This is a genomic window from Bradyrhizobium sp. USDA 4473 (assembly GCF_054063335.1).
Genome location: NZ_JBSSGE010000001.1, coordinates 997,860 through 1,022,005, shown reverse-complemented (window position 1 = coordinate 1,022,005; position 24,146 = coordinate 997,860). Strand labels below are relative to the sequence as shown.

Annotated in this window: 28 protein-coding genes and 2 pseudogenes; 22 read left to right on the top strand and 8 right to left on the bottom strand. The window is 65.7% G+C overall.

Annotation, left to right across the window (positions count from 1 at the left end):
* Window positions 1-32: 32 nt before the first annotated feature.
* The 12 genes from ACVW17_RS04760 (at window position 33) to ACVW17_RS04705 (ending at window position 11,385) form a co-directional block, all read left to right on the top strand.
* Window positions 33-1,721 (top strand): ShlB/FhaC/HecB family hemolysin secretion/activation protein, encoded by a 1,689-nt coding sequence (locus ACVW17_RS04760; RefSeq protein ID WP_456750870.1) that lies wholly within the window; start codon window positions 33-35, stop codon window positions 1,719-1,721.
* Window positions 1,721-3,763 (top strand): DUF2341 domain-containing protein, encoded by a 2,043-nt coding sequence (locus tag ACVW17_RS04755; RefSeq protein WP_456796806.1) that lies wholly within the window; start codon window positions 1,721-1,723, stop codon window positions 3,761-3,763. The genes ACVW17_RS04760 and ACVW17_RS04755 overlap by 1 nt, the downstream gene beginning before the upstream one ends.
* A gap of 5 nt (window positions 3,764-3,768) precedes the next feature.
* The gene (locus tag ACVW17_RS04750; RefSeq protein WP_092122695.1) at window positions 3,769-4,173 is read left to right on the top strand and encodes an ExbD/TolR family protein; all 405 of its coding nucleotides are present in this window, start codon (window positions 3,769-3,771) and stop codon (window positions 4,171-4,173) included.
* A 20-nt stretch (window positions 4,174-4,193) separates the two neighbouring features.
* A complete protein-coding gene (locus tag ACVW17_RS04745; RefSeq protein WP_456750868.1) occupies window positions 4,194-4,679 on the top strand; it encodes a hypothetical protein in 486 nt (161 codons plus the stop codon).
* Window positions 4,676-5,473 (top strand): TonB C-terminal domain-containing protein, encoded by a 798-nt coding sequence (locus ACVW17_RS04740; RefSeq protein WP_456796805.1) that lies wholly within the window; start codon window positions 4,676-4,678, stop codon window positions 5,471-5,473. Before ACVW17_RS04745 ends, ACVW17_RS04740 begins: the two co-directional genes overlap by 4 nt.
* 59 nt (window positions 5,474-5,532) lie before the next feature.
* Window positions 5,533-7,416 (top strand): putative porin, encoded by a 1,884-nt coding sequence (locus tag ACVW17_RS04735; RefSeq protein WP_456750866.1) that lies wholly within the window; start codon window positions 5,533-5,535, stop codon window positions 7,414-7,416.
* A 2-nt stretch (window positions 7,417-7,418) separates the two neighbouring features.
* Entirely contained in the window at window positions 7,419-8,012 is a 594-nt protein-coding gene (locus tag ACVW17_RS04730; RefSeq protein WP_456750865.1) for a hypothetical protein, read from the top strand.
* The gene (locus tag ACVW17_RS04725) at window positions 8,009-9,064 is read left to right on the top strand and encodes a peptidylprolyl isomerase (protein WP_456750864.1); all 1,056 of its coding nucleotides are present in this window, start codon (window positions 8,009-8,011) and stop codon (window positions 9,062-9,064) included. The genes ACVW17_RS04730 and ACVW17_RS04725 overlap by 4 nt, the downstream gene beginning before the upstream one ends.
* A gap of 13 nt (window positions 9,065-9,077) precedes the next feature.
* Complete coding sequence (locus ACVW17_RS04720; RefSeq protein ID WP_456750863.1) at window positions 9,078-9,611, top strand: YbjN domain-containing protein; 534 nt, start codon at window positions 9,078-9,080, stop codon at window positions 9,609-9,611.
* Window positions 9,612-9,650: 39 nt separating this feature from the next.
* Entirely contained in the window at window positions 9,651-10,574 is a 924-nt protein-coding gene (locus ACVW17_RS04715) for a lytic transglycosylase domain-containing protein (RefSeq protein WP_456750862.1), read from the top strand.
* A 96-nt stretch (window positions 10,575-10,670) separates the two neighbouring features.
* Window positions 10,671-11,093, top strand: coding sequence for a hypothetical protein (locus tag ACVW17_RS04710; protein WP_456750861.1), 423 nt, complete (start codon window positions 10,671-10,673; stop codon window positions 11,091-11,093).
* A 115-nt stretch (window positions 11,094-11,208) separates the two neighbouring features.
* Window positions 11,209-11,385 (top strand): MJ0042-type zinc finger domain-containing protein, encoded by a 177-nt coding sequence (locus ACVW17_RS04705; protein WP_456750860.1) that lies wholly within the window; start codon window positions 11,209-11,211, stop codon window positions 11,383-11,385.
* Between the two features lie 43 nt (window positions 11,386-11,428).
* Here the strand turns inward: ACVW17_RS04705 and ACVW17_RS04700 are convergent, their stop codons facing one another.
* Genes ACVW17_RS04700 through ACVW17_RS04685 form a run of 4 tightly spaced genes read right to left on the bottom strand, consistent with a single transcriptional unit; the run spans window position 11,429 to window position 14,086 of the window.
* On the bottom strand, window positions 11,429-12,691 hold the full coding sequence (locus tag ACVW17_RS04700; RefSeq protein ID WP_456796804.1) for an MFS transporter: 1,263 nt from the start codon (window positions 12,689-12,691) through the stop codon (window positions 11,429-11,431).
* On the bottom strand, window positions 12,688-13,017 hold the full coding sequence (locus ACVW17_RS04695) for a hypothetical protein (protein WP_456796803.1): 330 nt from the start codon (window positions 13,015-13,017) through the stop codon (window positions 12,688-12,690). The genes ACVW17_RS04700 and ACVW17_RS04695 overlap by 4 nt, the downstream gene beginning before the upstream one ends.
* A complete protein-coding gene (locus tag ACVW17_RS04690; RefSeq protein WP_456750858.1) occupies window positions 13,004-13,579 on the bottom strand; it encodes an isochorismatase family protein in 576 nt (191 codons plus the stop codon). Before ACVW17_RS04690 ends, ACVW17_RS04695 begins: the two co-directional genes overlap by 14 nt.
* Window positions 13,580-13,630: 51 nt before the next feature.
* Window positions 13,631-14,086: a MarR family winged helix-turn-helix transcriptional regulator gene (locus ACVW17_RS04685; RefSeq protein WP_456750857.1), complete on the bottom strand. Its 456-nt coding sequence runs from the start codon at window positions 14,084-14,086 to the stop codon at window positions 13,631-13,633.
* A 160-nt stretch (window positions 14,087-14,246) separates the two neighbouring features.
* Between ACVW17_RS04685 and ACVW17_RS04680 the strand changes: the two are divergent.
* Window positions 14,247-14,966: pseudogene (locus ACVW17_RS04680) on the top strand (NAD(P)/FAD-dependent oxidoreductase); the annotation flags it as partial.
* 7 nt (window positions 14,967-14,973) lie between these two features.
* Window positions 14,974-15,322: pseudogene (locus tag ACVW17_RS04675) on the top strand (RidA family protein).
* Between the two features lie 39 nt (window positions 15,323-15,361).
* Here ACVW17_RS04675 and ACVW17_RS04670 read toward each other — a convergent pair.
* A complete protein-coding gene (locus ACVW17_RS04670; protein ID WP_456750856.1) occupies window positions 15,362-15,817 on the bottom strand; it encodes a hypothetical protein in 456 nt (151 codons plus the stop codon).
* Window positions 15,818-15,917: 100 nt separating this feature from the next.
* On the opposite strand from ACVW17_RS04670, the gene ACVW17_RS04665 reads away from it, so the two are divergent.
* From ACVW17_RS04665 to mscL, 8 genes are all read left to right on the top strand, one after another.
* The gene (locus ACVW17_RS04665; RefSeq protein WP_456750855.1) at window positions 15,918-16,988 is read left to right on the top strand and encodes a sensor histidine kinase; all 1,071 of its coding nucleotides are present in this window, start codon (window positions 15,918-15,920) and stop codon (window positions 16,986-16,988) included.
* Window positions 16,989-17,046: 58 nt separating this feature from the next.
* Entirely contained in the window at window positions 17,047-17,703 is a 657-nt protein-coding gene (locus tag ACVW17_RS04660) for a response regulator transcription factor (RefSeq protein WP_212021280.1), read from the top strand.
* A 194-nt stretch (window positions 17,704-17,897) separates the two neighbouring features.
* Window positions 17,898-18,227, top strand: coding sequence for a hypothetical protein (locus ACVW17_RS04655; protein WP_456796802.1), 330 nt, complete (start codon window positions 17,898-17,900; stop codon window positions 18,225-18,227).
* Between the two features lie 2 nt (window positions 18,228-18,229).
* Window positions 18,230-19,972, top strand: coding sequence for an OmpA family protein (locus tag ACVW17_RS04650; RefSeq protein ID WP_456750853.1), 1,743 nt, complete (start codon window positions 18,230-18,232; stop codon window positions 19,970-19,972).
* Complete coding sequence (locus ACVW17_RS04645) at window positions 19,972-20,472, top strand: Rab family GTPase (protein ID WP_456750852.1); 501 nt, start codon at window positions 19,972-19,974, stop codon at window positions 20,470-20,472. The genes ACVW17_RS04650 and ACVW17_RS04645 overlap by 1 nt, the downstream gene beginning before the upstream one ends.
* A gap of 279 nt (window positions 20,473-20,751) precedes the next feature.
* A complete protein-coding gene (locus ACVW17_RS04640; protein WP_456750851.1) occupies window positions 20,752-21,189 on the top strand; it encodes a DUF3597 domain-containing protein in 438 nt (145 codons plus the stop codon).
* 76 nt (window positions 21,190-21,265) lie between these two features.
* On the top strand, window positions 21,266-21,544 hold the full coding sequence (locus ACVW17_RS04635) for a hypothetical protein (RefSeq protein ID WP_456750850.1): 279 nt from the start codon (window positions 21,266-21,268) through the stop codon (window positions 21,542-21,544).
* 73 nt (window positions 21,545-21,617) lie between these two features.
* Entirely contained in the window at window positions 21,618-22,037 is a 420-nt protein-coding gene (gene mscL / locus ACVW17_RS04630) for a large conductance mechanosensitive channel protein MscL (RefSeq protein WP_456750849.1), read from the top strand.
* A gap of 77 nt (window positions 22,038-22,114) precedes the next feature.
* Here the strand turns inward: mscL and ACVW17_RS04625 are convergent, their stop codons facing one another.
* The 3 genes from ACVW17_RS04625 to ACVW17_RS04615 form a co-directional block, all read right to left on the bottom strand.
* A complete protein-coding gene (locus ACVW17_RS04625; RefSeq protein ID WP_456750848.1) occupies window positions 22,115-22,663 on the bottom strand; it encodes a hypothetical protein in 549 nt (182 codons plus the stop codon).
* A gap of 87 nt (window positions 22,664-22,750) precedes the next feature.
* A complete protein-coding gene (locus tag ACVW17_RS04620) occupies window positions 22,751-23,569 on the bottom strand; it encodes a class I SAM-dependent methyltransferase (RefSeq protein WP_456796801.1) in 819 nt (272 codons plus the stop codon).
* On the bottom strand, window positions 23,556-24,020 hold the full coding sequence (locus ACVW17_RS04615) for an Rrf2 family transcriptional regulator (protein ID WP_456750846.1): 465 nt from the start codon (window positions 24,018-24,020) through the stop codon (window positions 23,556-23,558). Before ACVW17_RS04615 ends, ACVW17_RS04620 begins: the two co-directional genes overlap by 14 nt.
* Window positions 24,021-24,146 lie beyond the last annotated feature (126 nt).

Sequence of the window (24,146 nt, the reverse complement as noted above, 5' to 3'; positions counted from 1 at the left end):
TTTTCGGGTATCGGGCGCGATCCCGGATCGGGTTGCGCGGATCGGCTGCGGCGCTGTCCGTGATCGGCTGCGTGGTGACCATCGTTCCTGCGCACGCAGCGAAGGATACTGCCGCGCCGGCCGCAGCGCCGGCGGCGGGCAAGCAGCCCGCCCAGGCCAATGCGCCGGCGCAAAAGCCGGCGGCGCCGTTACAGCGTTTCGATATCGACGATTTCGAGGTGCAGGGCGCCGACACGCTGCCCCAGGTCGAGATCGAGGAGGCGATCTATCCCTTCCTCGGCCCGAACAAGACTTCGGAGGACGTCGAGAAGGCGCGCGCGGCGCTGGAGAAGGCTTATCACGACAAGGGCTTTCAGACCGTCAGCGTCGCGGTCCCGCAGCAGAACGTCACCGGCGGCGCGGTCACCCTCAAGGTGAGCGAGCTGAAGGTCGGGCGGCTGCGGGTCAAGAACTCGCGCTATTTCGATCTCGACCGGATCAAGGACAACGCGCCTTCGCTGAAGGAAGGCAGTGTTCCCAATTTCACCGATGTCACCAAGGACATCGTGTCGCTCAACCAATGGCCGGATCGTCGTGTGACCCCGGCGTTGCGCGCCGGCGTCGCGCCCGGCACGGTCGACGTCGATCTCAATGTCGAGGACAAGGCGCCGATCCACGCCAGCCTCGAGGTGAACAACCGGCAGTCGCCGTCCACCACGGCAAGCCGCGTCTCCGCCACCGTGCACTACGACGATCTGTGGCAGCTCGGCCATTCCCTGAGCTTCACCTATCAGGTCGCGCCGGAACGGCCGAGCGATGCCGAAGTGTTCTCCGGCTCCTACATGGCGCGGATCCCGAACGCCGACTGGCTCAACCTGCTGTTCTACAGCGTCAAGTCGAACAGCAACGTCGCGACCATCGGCGGCACCAACGTGGTCGGTCCGGGCCTGATCATCGGCGAGCGCGCCGTGATCACGCTGCCGACCCGCGAGGGCCTGTTCCACACGCTGTCGGTCGGCATGGACTACAAGCATTTCGACCAGACCGTGAACCTCGGCACCGACGGCTTCTCGTCGCCGGTCACTTATTATCCCGTCGTCGCGACCTATGGCGCGACGTTCCAGCAGGAGAAGTTCACGACCCAGTTCAACGCCGGCATCACCTACAACATCCGCACGCTGAGCAGCCCGTGGGACGAGTTCGACGCGAAGCGCTACAAGGCCTCGCCGAGCTTCACCCATTTCAACATGGACGTCTCGCATACCCAGGAGCTGCCGGAAGGCTTCCAGCTCTACGGCAAGGTGCAGGGGCAGATCGCCGACGGCCCGCTGGTCTCGAGCGAACAGTTCAGTCTCGGCGGTCTCGATACCGTCCGCGGCTATCTCGAATCCGAGGTGCTCGGCGACAATGGTGCAGTCGCCAATCTGGAGCTGCGCACGCCTAATGTCGGCAGCATGCTGCAGGGCGAACTCAAGAGCGAGACCGGCGACGGCAAGCCGCGCTTCATCACCTTCAACGATTGGCGCTTCTTCACGTTCTTCGATGCCGGCTACGCGTCGATCCAGCAGCCGCTGCCGGAGCAGCAGCCGTCCTTCGTCGCATGGAGCTACGGCGTCGGCACCCGATTCAAGACGTTCGAATATTTCAACGGCATGGTCGCGCTTTCGGTGCCCGGGGTCGCTCAACAATACACGCACGCAAACAGTCCGCGCGTGAACTTCCGAATCTGGGGTGAATTCTGATGGGGATGGGTCTTACTTTCGATCGACGCACGCGCCGGCCGGCGCTGCGCCGAGGCGTTGTGAACGCCGCGACGGCATTGTTGTTCGGGCTCGTCGCCCTGGTGACGTCGCTCGCGCCCGCGAGCGCCTGGTGGAACGACGAATGGTCGCTGCGCAAGAAGATCACGATCGATGCCAGCGCGTCGGGTGCCAGCGTCACCGATCCGATCGGGACGACGCCCATGCTGGTCCGCCTGCATGTCGGAAATTTCCGCTTCAGTTCGGCCAAGGACGACGGTAGCGATCTGCGCTTCGTCGCCGGCGACGACAAGACGCCGCTGAAGCACCACATCGAGAAGTTCGATTCTCTGCTTGGCGAAGGCCTGGTCTGGGTCGCGGTGCCTAATCTCGCGCCGGGCGCGCGGACCGACATCTGGCTCTATTACGGCAACAAGAAAGCGATCGCGACCAGCGATCCCAAGGGCACCTACGATCCGGATACCCTGACGGTCTATCACTTCAACGAGCGCGGCACGCCGGCGATCGATTCCTCGGTATGGGCCAACAACGCGCAGAGCGTCGGCCAGCCTGCGGACGGTTCGCTGATCGGGACCGGGCTGCGGCTCGACGGCCGCGCGCCGGTGACCATGCCGGCCTCGCCGTCGCTCGCCTGGGCGGATGGTGCGGCGCTGACCTGGTCGACCTGGATCAAGCCGGCGACGTTGCAGCCCAACACTGCGCTGTTCAGCCGGCGCGATGGCGCCAACGCGCTGGTGATCGGTGTCGACAATGGCAGCCCGTTCGTCGAGGTCACCAATGCGGGATCCGTGCAGCGCTCGACCGCGGGCGCGCCGGTCGCAGCCGGCAGTTGGCACCATGTCGCCCTCGTCGCGGCAAACGGCCAGGTCACGCTCTTTCTCGACGGCGTATCCTACGCCGCGCTCAGCGCGAGCCTGCCGGCTCTCAATACCGTTGGCCTGATCGGAGGAGACTCGTCGACCTCCAGCGCTTCTCCGATCGCGCCTGCGACGGCCCCGTCCGCAGCAACACCGTCAGTGCCCCCTGATGCGTCGGCTGCGGGCGGCGGCGCCGCGCCCGCGGCGACGCCGGATGCGGCGGCAACGCCGGCACCGGCACCCGCGGCTGCGATGGCCGGCTTCGTCGGCGACATCGACGAACTCGAGATCAGCAAGGTCGCGCGTCCCGCCGGACTGATCAAGGTGATGGCGATCGGGCAGGGCCCTGACCAGGGCAAGCTGATGTCCTTCAGCGTCGACGAGGAGACCGCGAGCTGGCTGTCCGGCTACTTCGCGGTGATCCTGAAGTCGGTGACGCTCGACGGCTGGGTGGTGATCGGCATTCTGCTGATCATGGCTGTGATCAGCTGGGTGGTGATGATCGACAAGGCCTCGTATCTCAACAAGCAGGCCAAGGCGAATGCCCAGTTCATGAAGGGCTTCCGCGAGATCGCCGCCGATCTCACCATGCTGGATCGCGGCGATGCCGACGATGTCTCGACGCTCGGCGGACGCCTCACTGAAGCCGACGCCAAGATGATGCGCTCGTCCTCGCTCTACCGCATCTATCACATCGGTGCGGCGGAAATCCGCCACCGCTTCGGCACCAACAATGCGCAGCGCGTGCCGGTGCTGTCGGCGGTATCGATCGCGGCGATCCGCGCGGCGCTCGATAGCGGCGTCGTCAAGGAGATGCAGCGGCTCAACCGTCTGATGGTGGTGCTGACGATCGCGATCTCCGGCGGTCCGTTCCTCGGCCTGCTCGGCACCGTGGTCGGCGTCATGATCACCTTCGCGGCGATCGCAGCGAGCGGCGACGTCAACGTCAATGCGATCGCGCCCGGCATCGCCGCCGCGCTGGTGGCGACCGTCGCCGGTCTCGGCGTCGCGATCCCGGCGCTGTTCGGCTACAACTATCTGATCTCGCGGATCAAGGACCTGACCAACGACATCCAGGTCTTCGTCGACGAGTTCGTGACCAAGATGGCGGAATTCTATTCCGCCGACCGGCCGGACCCGATCGAACACCGCATCGCCGCGGAGTAACGGCGATGCAGATCCAGGCCGATTCCAAACCCTATGACGACATCAACATCACGCCGATGTTGGACCTCGCCTACGTGCTGCTGGTGATTTTCATCATCATGACGACGGCGACCGTACAGGGACAGAAGGTCAACCTGCCGAAGGCGTCGGCGGCGCCGAGCCTTGCGACCCAGACCACCAAGGCGATCACCGTCGCCAATGACGGCAAGATCTTCCTCGACACGATCCCGGTCACGCTGGCCGAGCTCGAACAGCGGCTGATCCAGCAGAAGGCGCTGACGCCGGAATTCCCCGTGGTGCTTCGCGGCGATGCGCAGGCGCAGTACCAGAGCGTGATGGATGTGTTCGATCTGCTCAGCCGCATCGGCCTGAGCCAGGTCGGGCTCGCCACGAAGCCGCTCGTGAAGTGAGCTAGCCGGAAAGCGACGCCATGTTCACGCAGCCAGCACCCTTTCCACTGACCGAGCGGAAGACGCTGCGGTCGTGGCTCAGCGGCGTGATGCGATCATTCGATCCCGGCTGCGATGCCGCGGCGGGTGCGGAGCATCCTGTCCCGACTGTTGTCGCAGAGCTGCGCGAGGAACCGCGCGGCGAGGTGGTGGCATTTCCCCTCCATGGCGAGGCCTTGCTGGTGAAGCTGGCGGAACTGTTGCGACGGCAGGTTGCAGGCCGGCAACCCGCCGACAATCCGCTGCGGCTGACAATCTCGCGATGCCCGTGGGCCCGCCTCTCGATCGATGAGATGGCCTATGTGGACTATCTGAGCGAGATCGAGACGTTCCATGCGGCGATCGAAGCCGGCCCCGACACCAAGGTCATCCTGAAGACCACGGATTTCGGCGCGCTCGCCAGCTTCGTGACGCAATATGTCAATGAGAGGCTGACCGACCGTGCCGCGATGAGGGCCGCGCCATGAACGCGCCGCTTCGGGATCAGAACGCGCAGGCTGCGCGCGCCACGCCCTCTGCCGAAGATCAAGCCGCCGTCGCACCCGCAACGCCGCCCCGCAAGGCGGTCGCGCGGAAGAGCGAGCGCAGCGCGCTGCTGCGCTACGGCGCGGCGGTGGCCGTGGTCGCGCTGTTGATCTGCGGCATCGTCTATTTCTTCCTCGGCCATGACGACCTGCCGCCGCCGCGCCAGGTGCGCGATCTCACCATCGTCAATGTGACGCTGCCGCCGCCACCTCCGCCTCCGCCGCCACAGCCGCAGCCCGAGCAGAAGATGGTCGAGCAGCCCAAGATGGCGGAGCCCGAGTTCAAGGAAGAGAAGCCGGTCGACAAGCCGAAGGACGAGCCGGTCAAGAACGCCAAGAACGACGAGCCGCCCGGTCCGCTGTCGCTCGATGCCAAGCCGACGAGCCCCGGCGACCTGTTCAATCTCGGCGGCAAGCCCGGCGGCAATCCGTACGGCGGCGGCGGTGGCGGTGGTAGCCGCTGGGGCTGGTACGCCACGATCGTCACCTCGCAGATCGAGGCGGCGATCCGCGCCAACCCGAAGACGCGCAACATGGCGACGCAGATCCAGGTGCGGCTGTGGGTGGATGGCTCCGGCCATATCAGCCGCGTCGTCCTGGCGCCGTCGTCCGGCAATCCGGAGGTCGACGCGGCGCTGCGCAACGAGGTGATCGGCAGCCTGACGCTGCGCGAACCGCCACCCAAGGACATGCCGATGCCGGTGGTCACGCGCGTCACCGCGCGGCGGCCGAGCTGACCAGACCAACCAAACGACCAACCTTGAACTGAAATGTGCGAGTGAGAACTGGGGGACTGATGTTTAAGAAACGAGCTCACGCAGAATGGCGCGCGCTACCGCTTGCGGTGTCGCTGGGTGCGCTCGCCTGCGCAACGCCGGCCATGGGCCAGAGCGCGGACCAGGCTCCCGCCGCCGCAACCAAGCGGACCGATGACAAGAAGCCAAAAGTATCGAGCACGAAGCCGACATCGTCGAACGCCACCGTCAACCTCGTCAATCTGCTGGTGCAGCAGGGCGTGCTGAAGGAAGAGCAGGCCCAGGCGCTAATCAAGCAGGCCGAAGACGAAGCCTATATTTCGCGTCAGGCCTCCAAGGACGCCACCGCCAAGGCCGATGACGCCGCCAAGGCCGCAACCGCCGCCGCTGCAGCGGCGCAGCCGCCCGGCACCAAGCACGTCACCTATGTTCCCGAAGTCGTCAAACGGCAGTTACGGGAAGAGATTAAGCAGGAGGTGATGGCCAAGGCACAGAAGGAAAACTGGGCGTCGCCCGGAACCTATCCGGAATGGGCGCAACGCATCCGCTTCTACGGTGACGCGCGCGTGCGCTATCAGGGCAATTATTTCCCGACCGGCAACGACCAGGCCGGCGCCGCCAATTACAACGCGATCAACACCGGCTCGCCGTATGATATCACGAGCACTGCGTTCGGGCCGACATACGACGCCACGCAGGATCGCAACCAGTTCAGGCTCCGCGGCCGGCTCGGCATGGAAGCGGACTTGCTCTATGGGTTCACGGCCGGCCTGCGCATCGCAACTGGCGAGAACAGTTCGCCGGTGTCCACCAACCAGACCCTTGGCGGTGGTGCAGGCAACTTCTCGAAATACGGCGTCTGGCTCGATCGCGGCCACATCAACTGGCAGACTTGGGGCGACGATCTCCGGATCTCCGCCGGCCGCTTCGACAATCCGTTCTGGTCGCCGACCGATCTCGTCTGGTACAGGGAACTCGGTTTCGACGGCTTCGCCGTTCAGACCAAGCACGAGGTCTGGGAAGGCTTCACGCCATTTGCCGTGGGCGGCGCGTTCCCGCTGTACAACACCGATTTCAACGCCGGAATCAATTACGCGGATCCGGTCACCGGCGCGCCGATCAAGTTCGTGAGTCATGACAAGTGGCTGTTCGGAGGCCAGGTCGGCTTCAACGCTCGCTTCAGCCCGGAATACTCATTCCGGTTCGGCGTCGCCTTCTACGACTTCGACAACGTCCAGGGCCAGTTCTCCAGCCCCTGCATCGTCAGATCGTCGTCCGATGTCTGCGATACCGACCTGACGCGGCCAGGCTTCGCGCAGAAGGGTAACACCTATTTCCCGCTGCGTAACATCATTGCCGATGCACCCGGGGTTACGAACGGCAACAATGGCGGCACGATCAATCAGTTCGAATATTTCGGATTGGTCAGCCAGTATCGCCCGGTGGTCGTGAGCGGGCAGCTCGATCTCGGACAATTCCATCCGACCCACATCGTGCTCGACGGCGAGTATGTCTACAACACCGCGTTCAGCCGCTCCTACATGAATGCGCAGGCTGCGATCTACGGCGTGCTGATGAACAACCGCGGACCGAGTCCGGACGGCGGCACCACGCCCGGTCCGTTCAACGGCGGCAATCAGGGTTGGCTCGGCCGCGTCACCGTCGGCGACCGGGAGATCAGGCATCTCTGGGATTGGAACGTCCATGCCGGCTACAAATACCTGGAGTCGGATGCAACTCTCGACGCGTTCGCAGACTCCGACTTCGGCCTCGGCGGCACCAACCTCAAGGGCTACTTCGTCGGCGGCAATATCGGTCTCGGCGAGAATGTCTGGGCGACATTGCGCTGGATGAGCGCCAACAGCATCGCCGGCAGTCCCTATGCCGTCGACGTCCTGCAAGTCGACCTCAACGCGAAGTTCTGACCATGCGCATTGCACTGTTTGTTCTTGTGATGGTGATCGGAGCCTTGAGCTCCGGCACCGCATTCGCCCAGTCCGAGACCGACCGTCTGCGCGACGCGCTGCGCAGCGCGACGGCGCAGACCCGCGCGCTGGAAGACCAGCGCACGGCGCTGCAAGCGAAAATCGCCGACGCCGATCGCGAAAAGGCGGCGGCCAAGAAGGAGGTCGACGACCTCAAGGCGCAGCTGAAGAAGGCCGACAAGGAACATCGCGACGCAGTCGACGAGTTCAATCAGCGGCTCGCCGAACGCGATGAGACCCTGGAGAAATGGAAGTCGGCCTATGAGGAGGCGGCCACCGTCGCCCGCAGCAAGGACGCCGAACGCGCCAAGTTTGAAGGCGAGGCCACCGCCTACAAGGCCAGCACCAAGAGCTGCATCGCCAAGAACACCCAGCTGGTCAAGGCCGGCAAGGAGGCGGTGCAGCGCTACAAGGATCTGACGATCGGCGAGATCGTGGTCTCGCGCGAGCCGATGATCCAGCAGCGCCGGGTCGAAATCCAGAACCAGCTGCAGGAAAGCACCGACAAGTTCCTCGATCAGAAGGTGAACCCATGACGACCGCCACCATCGTGAAGTCGCTTCGGTCGATCAGCCTTGCCGCCGGAATGACCGTCGCTTTGGCGGCTTTCGTTGCGCCGATCGCGGTGCAGGCGCAGACCCAGGCTCCTGCGCCGCGGACGGTGCAGGCACCGGTCAGGAAGCCGCAGCCGCAGCCCGCCGCGCAGGCGCAAGCCGCCGCGACGCCCGCGCCGGCTCCAGTCGCGGCCGCGCCGAAGGCGACTGCGCCCGAGAACGTCATCGCGCGTGTCGGCGACACCAACATCTCGGCCGATGATCTCCGCAGCTATGTCGCAGCGCTTGCGCCGCGCGAGCAGGCGGCGCTCGCCAAGGATCCGGCGATGCTCAGCCAGGCCGTGCGGCTGCTGCTTGCCAACCGCCTGGTGCTGCAGGAGGCGGTGGCGAAGAAATGGGATCAGCAACCCGCTGTCGCCGCCCAGCTCGAGCGGGCGCGCGAGGGCGCGGTGGTCGAGCTCTATCTGCAATCGGTGTCGACGCCGCCGGCGAATTTCCCGACCGAGGACGATCTGCAGAAGGTCTATGAGGCCAATCGCGCCGCGTTCCTGATGCCGCGCCAGTTCCAGCTGGCGCAGATCTTCATCGCCGCGCCGAAGGAAGCCGACAAGGCCGCCGAGGACAAGGCGAAGCAGGAGCTCGACGACGTGCAGCGCAAGCTGAAGGCGCCGGCAGCCGACTTCGCCGCGATCGCGCGCGGCGACAACAATGCCGCCAAGGACGCCGGCGACCTCGGATGGGTCGCGGAGACCCAGATTCGTCCGGAGATCCGCAGCCAGGTGATGGGCCTTGCCAAAAACAGCGTCTCCGAGCCGATCAAGCTCGACGACGGCTGGCACATCATCAAGCTGATCGACACCAAGGCGTCCTACACCCGCACCCTGCCGGAAGTGCGCGACCAGTTGGTGCTGCAGATCCGCTCCGAGCGGTCGAACATGATGCGGCGGGCCTATCTCGCCGAGCTCTTGAAGCAGCACCCGCCTGTTCTCAACGAACTTGCGCTGTCGAGCCTGCTCGACCCATCGAAGAAATAATACGGAGACCAGGATGTCCGAGATCATCACCAAGCTCACGCTCGAAGGACTGCGCGACAGCTTCCAGAACGGCGGCTATCGCGTCGAAACGCTGACCGATCCGGTCGCCAACACCACCTATCTGCGCTCGGCGACGGCAGGGCTTGGCTTCGAGATCCGGCCAGGAAACCAGCTGGTCGGCGGGGAACAGGGATTTGTCGACGCCACGCTGTTCACCACGCTTCAGGTGCAGGGTGAGCTGCCGCTCGACCTCGTCAATCGCTGGAACGCGACGCGGCGGTTCGGACGGCTGCAGTTCAGCCATCCGTTCCTGATGTTCTGCCTCGACGTCTCCGTTGCCGGCGGCGTCACGCCGAACTTCGTGCGGGCGCAGATCGAGGTCTGGGACCGGCTGGTTCAGGAGCTGATCGCCTATCTGCGCGAGGAGCTGCCGAAGCTTGCCGCCCGGAACAACGGCGCGGCGGCTGCCGCGCAACCCGCCGCGCCTGCCCAGCAGCCGGCGCATGAACACACCGCGGAAGCGGCCGCCGTTCCCACCATCCAGTAAGTCGCGCCCGCCCCGCGACGGTCAGGCCCGCAAGCGATCATGAACGACGCTGCCTCCACGATGCAGGCGAGCTGCTTCGGCCGATGGTCGAAACGGTTCGGTCCTGTTCGTCGCCGGGGCGGCTGCATCGCAGCCGGTGGTCTTGCGCTCGCGCTCGGTCTGGCGCAGCCCGCGCACGCCGAGGGCGAGACGCCGGCAACGTCATTCAGCACGCGCTTTGCTGCCGTCGCAACGGCGGAGCCGCCTGCCGCCGCAGCGAAGCCGCCGGCGGAGGCCGCGACCAATCCGGCCGCGCCGGCCAAGGACACGACCAAGGATACGTCCAAAGACCCGAGCAAGGGTGCTGCGAAGGATGCCGGCGGCAAAAACCTGCCGCCTCCGCCCGCGAGCCAGCCCGCGATTTCGGATGCACGCATGCGCTATCGCGCGCTGATCGAGAAGGAAGCGGCCGGGACCGGGCTCGCGCCCGAGATCGCCGAGGCCGTGATGGGCGTCGAAAGCGGCTACAATCCCGATGTAATCGGCGGCGTCGGCGAAATCGGGCTGATGCAGCTGTTGCCGTCGACCGCGCGCATGCTCGGCTTTTCCGGCTCGCTCGCCGAACTTGCGATTCCCGAAACCAACATTCACTTCGGTGTCATGTACCTTGCGGAAGCGTGGCGCCGTGCCGGCGGCGACCTTTGCACCGCGGTCATGAAGTACCGCGCCGGCCACGGCGAGACCCGCTTCTCCTATCTCTCCGTGAATTATTGCGTGGCGGTGCGCGCCCGGCTGTTTGCCCGCGGCTTTCGGGTGACCGGAACCGTGCCGGCCGCGACGTTCGGCGAGCCGGGGCGCGGCAGCGGGGGTGGCGGATGCGGCCGCAAATGCCTCGGCGGCGGCGGGCGCATCGGTCGTGTCGATCTCGTCGCGCTCAACACGCGGCTGAACGCGCTTGTGATCCAGGCCCGGGGAGGGAAGTAGCAAGGCCGAGCCGCTCTGATCGACCTTGCTGCCTTGATATCCTGCTTGAGCTTCCTATCGTTTGAAACAGTTCTGGTTCTGCAAGGAGCAGCACCGATGAAAGTCATCATGTTGGCCATTGCCGTTGCCGGATTGTCGGCGATGCCCGCACCAGCACAGACGCCGACGCCGCAACACACGCCGCTGCCGGAGATCGTCTTCGGCACACCGCCGCCGGCGCTCAACCTGAACCGCGACACCAGCGGCGGCACCGGCCGCGCTACGGCAAGAGGCAGCGGCAGCGCGCCCGCCGAGCGCTGCGGCGATGCGTCTTCGCTTGGCTGCATCAATGAGCGGCTGAGGAAGCAGGTCGATCAGGTCAATCCGCCGGTGACCAACACGACGCCGATCGACGCGAAGTCGCAGGATCTCAAGGTCGGCGTGGTCAACGTCCCGGCGGTGCAGCAGCAATATGGCCGCAACTTCGGGGTCTCGGCGTTTCCCTATCGCCCGGCAGCGCCGGTTTTCAGCCATCGATAACGACGCGCGCCTCGACGCTTGTTTCGCGGAGATCGTGACACCGTCACATTTCTGACCATGGGCGTGTGGAAAATAGACAGAGCAACGGCTTGCTGATTCGATGCGAAAATCTGACGTGACCTGCCCCCATTGCCAGGCCGGCTATCGCCGGATCGAGTTGACGTCGAAGGGCGGCGTCGCCGGCGAGTTTCGCTGCCTGGTGTGCCACCACACGATCGAGCTGATGGACGGCTCGACCGATGTTGCGTTTCGCCTCACCGTGCAGCCCGGCAAGCCGTCTTACGCGTATTAGAGCCGTCTCGGGCGAAACGGACGCCGGTTCGCGTGACGCATCATCAACGCTGCTGCGGCAGGTTGACTTCGCTCCTTCGCGTCTCCTGGCTGCGAAGTTCGGCTTCGCGGCCGGATCGCGACAGCATGCCGAGCGCGACCAGTGCCGCGGCGAAGCCGGCGGCAGCGCCGACGCCGAGGGCCCAGCGCGGGCCGAGGTGATCGGCGACCCAGCCGACGATCGGTGCGCCGATCGGCGTACCTCCCAGTGCCACGCCGAGCCGCAGCGCCATCACGCGTCCGCGCATCGCCGGCTCGGTCGAGAGCTGCATCAGCGCATTCGAGGTGTTGGTGACGGTCAGCGCGGCGACGCCGATCACGACGAGTGCTGCGGCAAACAACCAGTAGCTCGGCGCCAGTGCGGCCAGCGTGCAACCGAGGCCGAAGATCGCGGATCCCAGCATCAGCGAAGCGAACCGCGGCTGGTCGCGGCTCGCCGCAAGCAGCGCGCCCGACACCGTCCCGAGCGCCATCATCGACGACAGCAGGCCGAAGCCGCGTGCGTCGGTGTGAAACGCGCCGACCGCCATGGTGGAGATGAAGATCGGAAAGTTCAGTCCGAAGGTCCCGATCAGGAACAGCATGATCAGTGTCGCTCTGAGATCGGGCCTGGACCAGACATAGTGGAAGCCCTGCATGATGCTGCCCTTGGTCGGATGGGCCCGCGCATTCGGACGCAGCTCGGAGGTGCGCAGCAGGGTTAGCGACGTCAGCACGGCCAGGAAGGATGTGCCGTTGAACAGGAACGCCCAGCCGGTGCCGACAGACGCGATGATGAGGCCGGCGACCGCCGGGCCGATCATGCGCGCGGCGTTGAACGAGGTCGAGTTCAGTGCGATCGCATTCGACAGGTTGGTATCGCTGACCAGCTCGGCGACGAAGGTCTGCCGTACCGGCGCATCGAGCGCGGCGGCACAGCCGAACAGGAAGGCGAAAGTGTAGACGTGCCAGAGCTGCACCAGCCCGGTGACGGTAAGAATGCCGAGGCCGAGTGCGAGCGTGCCCATCGTCGCTTGCGTTGCCATCAGGAGCTTGCGCTGGTTGAAATGGTCGGCGGCAAAGCCGGTCCACGGCATCAGCAGCAACTGCGGGCCGAATTGCAGCGCCATCACGATGCCGACGGCGGAGGCGCTGTGATTTGTCAGCTGCGTGAGGACCAGCCAATCCTGGGCGGCGCGCTGCATCCAGGTGCCGATGTTGGACACCAGCGCGCCGGCCGCCCAGACCCGGTAATTGAAGCTTGCGAGTGATCGAAAGACACGTCTCATGTTCGCTGCGGATCATTGCCGCCGTGAAACCGTCCGAAATGCCGCGCGAGGAAGAGACCGATCAGGACGCCGCCCAGACCGAGGGCTGCGACGTCGGCTGTGGTCCTCAAGCCGAAGTCACCGACGCGGCAGACCAGGAGATATCCGACCGCGAGGTTGAAGAAGCCCCACACGATGTTGACCGACGACGACGACAGGCCTTCGCCTCGCGGCTTGGCGAACGGGCTCTGGAACGATTCGCCCATCGTGCCGGCGACGACGTGCGGAATCGCATTGGTGAGGAAGGCGCCGCCGAAGAAATAGGCGACGAGGTCAAGCCAGTTCATGCGCATGGGTCCTTTCAAGCAGATCGATGATCGCCTGCGTCGAGCCGGTTTCGCCAAGCCGCGGAAACACGTGCTCGATGCTGTAGTCATGTGCGTGCGGCCGCGCGTCGGTCATGGCGTCGATCGCAAGCGTGACGTTGAAGCCGGCCTCATAGGCCTGCCTTGCGGTCGATTCGACGCCGGTGCCGGTCGCAACGCCGGCAATCACGACATGGGTGACGCCGCGGGTGCGCAGCTCCTGCTCGAGATCGGTGCTGGCGAAAGCGCCCCATGTCCGCTTGGTGACGACGATGTCGCTCGCCTGCCGGCCGAGCTCCGGGATCAGGTCGGTCCAGCCTTCGGGAAACGCCGTACCGAGGCGCGGCCGCTCGGTTCGTCCGGGCGCTGCGCCGTCGACATTGACCAGCGCGACCGGCAGCCGGCGTCGTCGAAACGCGGTGAGCAGGACGCAGGTGCGTGCCACGATGTCGGCGAACGGATGGATGAAGGGCGCGCCGACGAGGCCTGCTTGCAGATCGACGACGATGAGGGCGGTGATCGGATCGAGCGTCGTCAGGGCCATGATCGTTCCTTTCAATCGAGCATGCTCGCAACCATCGCGGCGCAGCCGGTATCAATCCTCGACCAGCCGCTTCAGCAAGCCGACGGCGGCGGCGAGTTCGTCCTGCTCTCGCGCCGACAGCCGCACGGCGATGGTGCGCGACAGCCAGTCCTGCCGCGCGGCGCGGCCGGTGCGCAGCCGCTCACGGCAGCTCTCGGTGAGCGACATGATGGTCTGCCGGCCGTCGTCCGGATCGGGCGCGCCACGCACCAGGCCCGCGGCCTCGAGCGCCGATATCGCCGAGCTCATCGACTGCGGACGCATTCCCTCCGACCGCGCCAGACTGGACACGGTCGCGGGGCCGTCCTTTTCGAGGCGAAGCAGCACCGCGACCTGGGACGGCGGCAGGTCGTCACGCTGGCCTTGCTCGCGCAGCCGACGCTTCAGCTTTCCAATCAGCAGGCGGAGGTCTTCGGCGAGCGCGGAGGTGCGCGCCGAGCCGATGCGGGTTGCCGGTGCATTGCTCATGCCGAGCTGGTAGCAAATATGAAGGTAAACTGTAAAGATTACCTTTGCAGATTGGCTTCATATTCCCGTGATCGTCAGCAGCGCGGCAGAGCATTGCCGGACGAGGCTTCAAGTCTGAACCGCGTCTGAACCCGGTTCTGCTACGCATCACTTTCAATTTGGTTGTCTTCCTGCCTGCGATGGCGCGGCCAATCCGGCGCAGGCGACCACGGCGTTCCGGCGCAAGGCCGCGATGCTCGGCGCCAAGGTGTGCGAGGGCATCGCCGCCAGCAACATCCGGCAGCATGATGGGCTGTGGCAGGTCGACGTCGGCGCCGGCAGCTACGCCGCGCCGGTGCTGGTCAACGCCGCCGGAGCCTGGGCCGGGCGGATCGCCGCCAGCCTCGGCGAGCCGGTCCCGGTCGAGACGGTGGCGCCGATGCTGATGATCACCTCGCGCGTGCCGCATTTCATCGATCCCGTCGTGATCCTGCGCGGCCGCAAGCTGTCGTTCAAGCAGTTCGCCAACCGCACCTTGCTGATCGGCTGCGGCGGCCATCTGGCGACGCCGGATCAGGATCGCAACGAAACCGTGCTCGACTGGCACAGCCTTGCGGTGAGTGCGCGTACTGTGTTCGAGCTGTTCCCGGTGATGCGCGCCGCGACCATCGTGCGCGCCTGGGCCGGCATCGAGGCTCGCACCAAAGACGAGCTGCCGGTGCTCGGGCCGAGTGCCCGTCACAAAGGGCTTGATCACCAGTTCGGCTTTTCGCTCCACGGCTTTCAGCTCGGTCCCGCCGCCGGCGCTGTCATGGCGGAGCTGATCGCGAACGGCGGCACCCAGACCCGGATCGGCGGCCTCGGCGTCGAGCGATTCCACACCTCCCAACCGCAAAGATGAGGACATCATGACCATCACCCGCAGCATCCGCACGCCGATCATGCATCGCGCCGTCGAGGCCAACGGCTTCGTGTTTGTCGGCGGCACCATCGCCGACGACACCAGCGTCTCGATGGGCGAGCAGACCCCGCAACATCCTCGGCAAGATTTCGGGCTATCTGAAGCAGGCTGGCACGGACATCTCGCGCGTCGTCAGTGCCTCGATCTTCGTGACCGATTTGTCGAAGAAAAAGGAGATGGATGCCGTCTGGACCGAGGTCTTCGCCGACGACCTGCCGGCGCGGGCGACGGTCGGCGTGGCGGATCTCGGCGGCGGCGCGCTGATCGAGGTGGTGGTGACCGCGCTCAAGGGCTAGTTAGGGCCGTCCAGCCCTGCGGGCGCCGAGCTTCCGGCGTCAGGCCTCTTGCTCCGCCGCCGGCGCCGCGTAGATCTCCCGCGCGCGCCGGGTCACGGCCGCGTAGCGCGCCGTCGCGCTGAGGCTCATCAGCCCGGCGCGGACCAGGCCGAGAATGGCGCGCCGCGAGTGGAACGGTCCGGTCTTGCTCGCGGCATATCCGCGCGGGTAGAGCTGCAGGCGGCCGGCCAGCGCTTCCTGCAACGCCAGCTTCTGGGTCGCGCTCAGCCGCCGGCGCCGCGCGGGCTTCTCCGCTTCCGCCAACATGCGCAGCTCAATGCGCGACGATTTCCGTGGCGCAGCCTTCATTGTCAGCTCACGATCCGGTCGACTGGCGCGGCCTTCCGCGAAACCCGGCGCACGGCCGGCATCGTCATGGACGCCGGCATGTGGCACAACATCGCTCGCGTTGTTGCTCATCCCCGAACAGAACCGCATTTCGAGCGGCAGCGGCATCTGACGAAGGTCAGGATCAGTTGTGACGAAAGTCATATTCGTTTGCGGTCGCTGCCGGCTTACGCCAGAGTGGGCTGCTCGCTGAGCTGATGGGCAACGCATGATCGATCTGGGCAAGGATTTGCTTGCGGCCGCAGAAGCCGACGTCATCGGACTTGCCGTCATCGGTGCCGACCGGAGCATGCAGCGGAAAATCGGGCGGCTGGTCGAATGGCTTCCCGCAGTCGGCATCGATTGCTGCGAGTGCATGCTGCTGGTCGGCATGGAAGCCGAGCTGGCGGCGCTCGCGAGCGGCCAGCGGAACATGATCGCCCTTGCCGGCGTGCGCGGCGCATCGCCTGACATCACCCAGCCGATGACGGCGGTCGTGCTGTGGAACGGCGCGCAGTCGCACTACTTCGTCATCGCCACGCCGGATTTCTCGGGCCGTCAGGTCGAAACCTTGCTCGGCAGCGAGCGCCGCGCCCGGCGCCTGATGGAGCAGCAGCTCGAGGCGGCCAGCGCCGAGGTGCGCTTTGCCTCGCTGGCGCGGACAAGGCTGCGGCTGGCGCGCGATCTGCACGACACGCTGGTGCATTCGATCGTGGCGCTGCTGACCCAGATCCGGCTGATCAGGCACTATCTGACCGCCGATCCCGCGCGCATGGCGGACAGTCTCGCAACGGCGGAGGATGCAGCCGCAAGCGGCCTCAGCCGCGCCCGCGAGGCGATCGCACGCCTGCGGATGCCCGACGACTGGAAGCTCGATCCCGACGTCGAGGGGCAGCTCAGCGACTTCGCCACGCGCAGCGGCGTCAGGGTGTCGATCCAGATCGACGACGCGGCACGGGCCGGCTTGCGCGATTGCGGCTTGACCGTTCAGCGCATCCTCAGCGAGGCGCTGCGCAATGTTCAAACCCATGCGCAGGCGCGGCGCGTCTCGTTTCACGCCTTCGACGAACCGGCCGCGGTCGGCCGGAAGCTCATCGTCGAGATCCGCGACGACGGCCGCGGTTTCGATCCAGCGGTGCCGACGCCCGGACATTTCGGATTGATCGGAATGGCCGAATTTGCTGAACTCGTCGGCGGAAGCTGCGCGGTGGAGAGCGCGCCCGGACAGGGAACGCTGGTCCGGATATCGCTCCCCGTGGCGGTGCCGCCGGCAGCATCTGCCGGCGTGCTGGCCGATTGATGTGGTCGCCATGTTGAGGTGGTCGCCATGCAGACCTTCGAGAGGATGAAGGAAGCCCGTGAGCAGGATTGAGAAGGTGCGGGTGCTGATCGCCGAGGATCAGACCCTGATCAGGGAAGGTATCGCCACACTGCTGGCCCAGCAGAACGACGATTTCGAGATCCTTCCCGGCGCTGCCGACGGCGAGCAGGCGATTGAGTTCGCGCGGCGCTATCGGCCTGATGTCATCCTGATGGATCTGCAGATGCCGCGCGTCGACGGCATCGCGGCGACCCAGCGGATCCTGCGCGAGCTGCCGCAGACCCATATCGTGGTGCTGACGACATTCGAGACCAACGATCTGATCTTCGAGGCGGTGAGCGCGGGCGCCAAGGCGTATCTGCTGAAGGATGCCAGGATGGAGGAGATCGCCTCGACGATCCGCGCCGTGATCAACGGCCAGTCCGGGTTGTCGCCGAGCGTCGCGGCGCGCATCCTCGACGAGTTCAAGCGGCTGCGCGGTCCGCGCGTTTCGGCGAAGCTGCCGGTGCGCGACGGGCTGACGGCGCGGGAGAATGAAATTCTCACGCTGATCGTCGAGGGCAAGAGCAACACCGAGATCGGCGAGCGGCTACATTTGGCCGAGGGCACGGTGAAGAACTATGTCAGCACTATCCTGGAGAAATGCCAGGTCAAGAACCGTACGGAACTGGCAATAAAGGCAATCACTTACTAGAAATAATTGCTCTTGTCCGGACAACCAGACGGCTGATCTGGCTGAGATTGCTCGCCTTTCTCTGGGCCGCGCCCGCAAAATTAGCTATAGGGTTGTTTCGGATTTGCTTTTTGACACGGCAGGTCCGGATTGCGCAGCTTTGAGTAAGCAGGAAATGACCATGAAGGGTATCGAGCGCCAGACCAAGGATACCGATGGACTGGCAAACGCGGCGGCCGGCAACGGCGCGGATGCCGCAGCGCATGGCATGGCGGCGATCGATCAGGTCCGCGACCTCCTGTTCGGCGGGCGCGCAACGCTCGCTGGAGACCAACCTCTCGGGCCTGCGCGAGGAGATGCAGGCATCGCTGAAGCAGATGCAGGCGGACTTCACCAACGAGCTCACCGCGCTTGCTGCGCGGCTGTCCGACCTCGAGCGGGATACCGAGCAGAAGCGCTTGGACTCGCTGAAGGATGTCGGTGCGGCCATCACCCAGCTCGGTTCCGTCATCAACGGATTGGGATCGGGCCGCACGGGCAAATAGCCATGGCAGCCGCTGCCGGCCAGAACCGCGAGATCGAGCAGCTCAAGACATTGCTGTTTCAGCCGGAGGCGACGCGTCTGACGTCGCTGGAGGCCGATCTTGACTCGCTGCAGCGTTATGTCGGCAATTCCGATCGGCTGGAGACCGCCACCGCCGGTATTCTGGTCGAGGCGCTGGAGCGCGCCGAGGTCAACCGGCCGCGCGAGCTCGCCAGTGCGATCGCGCCAGTCGTGGTCTCCGCGATCCGCAATGAGATCAAGAATTCGCGCGAGCAGATGATCGAGGCGCTGTATCCGATCGTCGGCCGGCTGGTCAGTGCGGCGGTCGCCAATGCATTCCGGGAACTGGTTGCCTCGCTTGAGCAGCGCATCAATGCCCTGACCTCGGCGCAGCTGTGGGTCGGGCGCGTCAAGTCGTTGGTGACCGGACGTCCGATCAGCGAGTTCGTGCTCGCCGATGCCCCGCCGCAGATCAACCGCCTGCTGATCATCGAACGCGGCAACGGCCGCCTGATCGCCGACTGGAAGCGCGAGGCGACCGCCGACGAGCGCGCCGATCTGCTCAGTGCGATGGTCGCGGCGATCCTCGAATTCTCGGTGCAAGCGCTGGCCGGCGAAGGCAATCTGCAAACGCTCGATTTCGGCGGACGGCAGCTCGCGCTGCGCGCCTCGCCGCGCTACATCCTGGCCGCGGAGTGCCTCGGCCCGCTGCGTCCTGCCGACAATGCGAGGATCAACTCGCTGTTCTTCGATGCGATCGAACGCATCGATCGCGGCGCGGATTGCGATGGCCCGATGCTCGCTTCGCTCGCCGCTGCGATCGAGACCGACGACACGCCGCGGCGGATCGCGAGCCGGCGCGGCAAGGTGATCCTGTTTGCGGTGCTCGCGGCCCTGGCTGCGCTGTTGCTTTACCTTGCCGCGACCGCGGTGACGCGAAGCCTTTTGGAGCGGCGGACCCATGCCGCGCTGGAGCAGCTCGCCGCCAAGCAGCCGTTGCTGGCCAGCTTCCCGCTGCGGCTCGACTTCGATCACGGTGGTCGAAGCGTGGCCGTCACGGGCCTCGAGCCGAGCCAGTTGGAAACCGCGCCATTGATCGACGCGCTCGCTGCGGCTGCGGCGCCGTACAAGGTCGTCGACCGCATCGGGCTGGTGTCTGCGCCGGATCAGGTTGTGGCATCGCAGGCCGGCATCGCCGAGAGCCTGAAGCGGCTGCAAGCGAGTCTCGACCAGATGCGCGAGGCAATGAGCGCGCAGGCCAAATCGGGCGACCAGAAACTTGCCGCGCTCGCCGAGCAGTACGACAAGGTCGGCGACCAGTCCGCCAAGCTGGGCGAGCAAGTTGCCAGGCTGCAATCCGTCGCCGACGGCCCGGCGGCGCGGCTCGACCGCTTCATCGCCACGACCGCGATCTTCTTCGTCAACAACGCCGACGAGTTCCTCGACAACGACCTAGCCGAGCAGCAGCTGCGCGAGCTCGCCGGACTGATGGTGAACAATGATCTCAGGCTGCGGATCGTCGGCTACGCCGATCAGAGCGGCACCGAGGGTACCAACAAGACGCTGGGGCGCAAGCGGGCGGAGCAGGTTCAGCGCAGGCTGACCGCGCTCGGGGTCGATCCGTCGCGGCTGATCCTGGTGTCGCGCGCCGCGACGATGCCGATCACCGACCGGCTCGATGCCACTGTCGGCGGCAACCGCCGCGTGGCGTTCGAGACGGTCTACCGAGGCGAAGTGGCGCGCTGATGCTCACCGCAAAAGTCATGCTGCTCGGCGATATGGGTGTCGGCAAGACGTCGATCCTCTATCGGCTGATCTACAACCGGTTCGAGGGCCAGTACAAATCGACGCTCGGCGTCGAGATCCTGAGCCATGACGTGACGCCGGCGGATGGCAGCGATCCGATGCGCCTCGTGCTGTGGGACACCGACGGCGATTTCGGTACCCAGATCTTCGACACGGTCTATGTCACCGGCGCCTCCGCGGCCATCATCGTGTCCGACGTGACGCGGCCGCACACGGTGACGCGCATGGTCGAGCTGGTCCGCGGTTTCGAGGAGCGCTTCCCGGGTCGGCCCTACCGGGCGCTGCTCAACAAGATCGATTTGCCGGAAGCCGCGGGAAGCGCCGGCCTGATCGCCGAGCTTGCGAAGTCGAGCGTGAAATCGGTCAGCGCCAAGACCGGCGTCGGCATTGCCGAGAGCTTTGTCGACCTCGCGCAGACGATCCGTCGTCGTCAGTTCTAGTCCAAAACGCGCAACGGACGTTGGTGTCAGCCGTCCCGACTTCTCGGGGCTGGCGAATCGGGCCGGGACGGCTGACTTCATCGCACGTGGGGCGTACGATGAAACGCGCGCGACGTGCGGCGCACGACCGCACGAATCTCCCCGACTGCACCACGCGGTCCCACACTCCGATAGTGACGATGGTCATCTTCCGCTCGGCCAATGGCCTGCCTATCGTCCGCCCCGTCACCGGAACCAGCCACGGGACCGACGCTGTCTCGGGCATACGGAGTGAGAGACATGAGCATTTTTGGAAGCATCATGGGTGCAATCTTCGGCCACGGCGCCCAGGCCAAAGCACCTGATGGCAAGACACCTGATGGCAAGACACCTGAGACGACAATGACGGCTGCGCCCGGCGCGGCACCGGCAACAACGTCGACCGCCGCATCCGCTGCGCCCGGCGCGCCCGCCGCACCGACCGTCGACGTCGCTGCGATCGTCGACAAGGCGGCGGCAGCCACCGGCGAGAAGCTCGACTGGCGCACGTCGATTGTCGACCTGATGAAGGCGCTCGGCCTCGACTCGAGCCTTGCGGCGCGCAAGGAACTCGCCAAGGAGCTGCACTACACCGGCGATACCAACAACACCGCCACCATGAATGTCTGGCTGCATCAGCAGGTGATGGTCAAGCTCGCCGCCAATGGCGGCAAGCTGCCCGCCGACATCAAGACCTGACGATTCGTATCGGGCCGTGCGCGCGTTCTCGCCCGCACGGCTCCGAACCATGTGTATTGCGTGAGGAGCAGTGGCGATGACCTCATCTCATCTTGCCATCCTGAACAGGTGGCGCACCGGCGTCACCGCCGCGTCGCTCGGCGCGGGGCTCGGGCTCGCAGCGCTGGCGCTGGGCATCACCATCGCCATCGCCCGCGCGGATAATTCCGGCGACGAGCAGCATCCGGCGAATGCAAATGTGCAGCGCGCTGCGCAGCTTCCGCCGCCGGCGCGGGTCATCTTGCCTGCACCATGGGAGCAGGCGACGCCCGCTCAGCCGGTCGCGGCGCCGGCGAAGTCGGAAGTTCGCAAATAATCTTCGCGCCTTTGCGGCGGCCGGCGATCCCGTCGTCGAGCCGGGCCATACCCTTCTTGAATCAGGAGATCACATGCTGAAGGAATTCAAGGAATTCGCCATGAAGGGCAACGTCGTCGATCTCGCCGTCGGCGTGATCATCGGCGCGGCGTTCGGGGCGATCGTGACGTCGATGGTGGCCGACATCATCATGCCGATCATCGGCGCGATCAGCGGCGGCGTCGACTTTTCCAACCATTTCACCGCGTTGTCGAAGTCGGTGACGGCAACCAATTTGGCAGATGCCAAGAAGCAGGGGGCGGTACTGGCCTGGGGCAACTTCCTGACGCTGACGCTCAACTTCCTGATCGTCGCCGTTGTGCTGTTCATCGTTGTCCGTCTCATGAATCAGCTCAAGCGTGAAGCGCCCGCCGCGCCGGCCGAGCCGCCGAAGCCGACCCGGGACCAGGAGCTGCTCACCGAGATTCGCGATCTTCTCAAGTCGCGTGCGTAGCGGTCGCCACTTGTATCCTGCGTACTGCCCAGCTCTGGAGCCTCACGATGCCAGAACAGGTCAAGCTGCCCCGAAAGTTATCGCAAGAGCCCGGTGGTCCGTCCAGGCTGCGGCCGAGCCACCGGCGGGTGATCGAGGAACTCGACCGCTGGGCCAACAGCCCCGGCCTGCAGCCGCCGAGTGACGCAGACGAGCGGGACGACGACAAGCGCTAGGGCATGATCCGGAAAAGTGCGAAGCGGATTTCCGAAAAGATCATGACCTAACAAAGAGCTCACGCAGGCAGGTGCCGTCTCCGATCGATTGACCGGCACGCGCGCCCTGGCCGAGAACGTCCAGATCTGCGCTGTGCCGCCGAGCCCGCCATACTCCGCGCCGAGACCGAGCATGACGCCACCCGCGACCCTGGCGTTCAGCCCGCCGGTGACGCGCGCCGACCAGCCCTCCAGCACCAGCGTCGGGTTGACCGGGATGCCGTTCACGGCCAGCGCCGCGGCGTCATCCCGGCTGAAGTAATAGTCGCTGTAGACGCCGAGATAGGGCGTGACCACCGCCGCGTCGGTCGTCGCCGGCCGCTCCCACAGCGTGTAGAGGCGCGCGGACGGCTCGATCAGTAGGCTGCCCATCCTATAGCTGCCGGTCAGCCCGGTCGCCCGTTCTCACCGCGCGCACGCAATGGGGCGATTGATAACGGTTATCGCCGGAGGGCGAGGTCAGAGCCGACGTGCGGTGGCGATCAGCGCGGTCGAGGGAATCGCAAAACTGTCGCCGACCCGTCCGCGCTCGATCTCGGCGCGGAAGGCGCGCGCGACGGTGGCGCTCTGGTCGGCATCGAGGCCGCTCCAATGCGGCATGAGTTCGAACAGTTTGTCGACGTCACCGGGATTGCCGACATTGAGTTTGAAGTCGTGGGTGATCTCGGCGATGGCGGGATCGGAGAAGCCGGCAGCGATGACCTCAGCCGCGAAGCGGCTGGGGTCGGCGAGCTCGGCAAGGCCCGTGCAGGGCATCGGTGTGACGTTGTCGGGATAGAGCCGCCGGATGATCTGCGCGAGTAGCAGACGCACGGCCGCACCATCGGCGCTTTTCCAGACCGCGATCGCAGCCGATCCACCTCGCCGCGTCACCCGCGCCATCTCGCGCAGTCCGGCGCGCCAATCCGGAAACAGCATCACGCCGAACACCGACACCGCCGCATCGAAGGAGGCATCCGGCAGATCGAGCGCCTGGCCGTCCATCTGCCGGGCTTCGATATTCGGTTGGCCATGCGCGCGGACCCGCGCCACCATGCCGGCGGAGAAATCGATCGCGGTGACCGCAGCGCCAATGCGGGCAGCGGCGAGCGCCGCAGCGCCCGTGCCGGTCGCGACGTCGATCACCCTGGATGACGGGCCAATCGGCAGTGTCGCGACCGCGGCGTCGGCGAACAGCGTCGTGAACGGCTGCGATTGCGCCTCATAGGCGGCGACCATCTTGTCCCAATGCGCGGGATCATTGTACGGCAGCGGCTTCGCCGGCTCACTTGACTGCATGAATCTGGTCCTCGAGGCTTTGCTTGTGCTTGGCGAGCCGGCGCTTGAAATCTCTCGCCAGCGCGTCGAGCGTCACCGCGCCGAGCCGCTTCAGGAACAGCGCTTCGACCTGGCGGAAGGTGTCGCCGAGCGCATCGTTGACGGCCTGCTCGACCAGGCAGCCGGGATTTTCCGAGCGGTGGCCCATCGCGACGATCGTGGGTTCGCCGACCGCGCGATAGATTGCCGCAAGCGTGATCTCGGTGGGATCGCGCGCCAGCGTCCAGCCGCCGCCATGGCCCTTCTCGGAGCGGACCAGGCCTTGCTCGCGCAGGCCCGCCATCACCCTGCGCACCACCACCGGGTTGGTGGCCATCGCTCTTGCAAGCTGCTCCGACGTCACCGCCTGGCCCGCTCCGATCATGTGGAGCAGGCCGTGCAGGACGCTGGACAAACGGCTATCGCGTATCATGTAACTTCATATGTTACATGATCGGGCGAACGTCAAGAGGGACCATGCGCCGTGAGAAACGATGCGCCGATTCGAACTTCGCGTGCCGGATTTGGCGGAGCCGTTCGTTTAATCCCCATCGGGGTC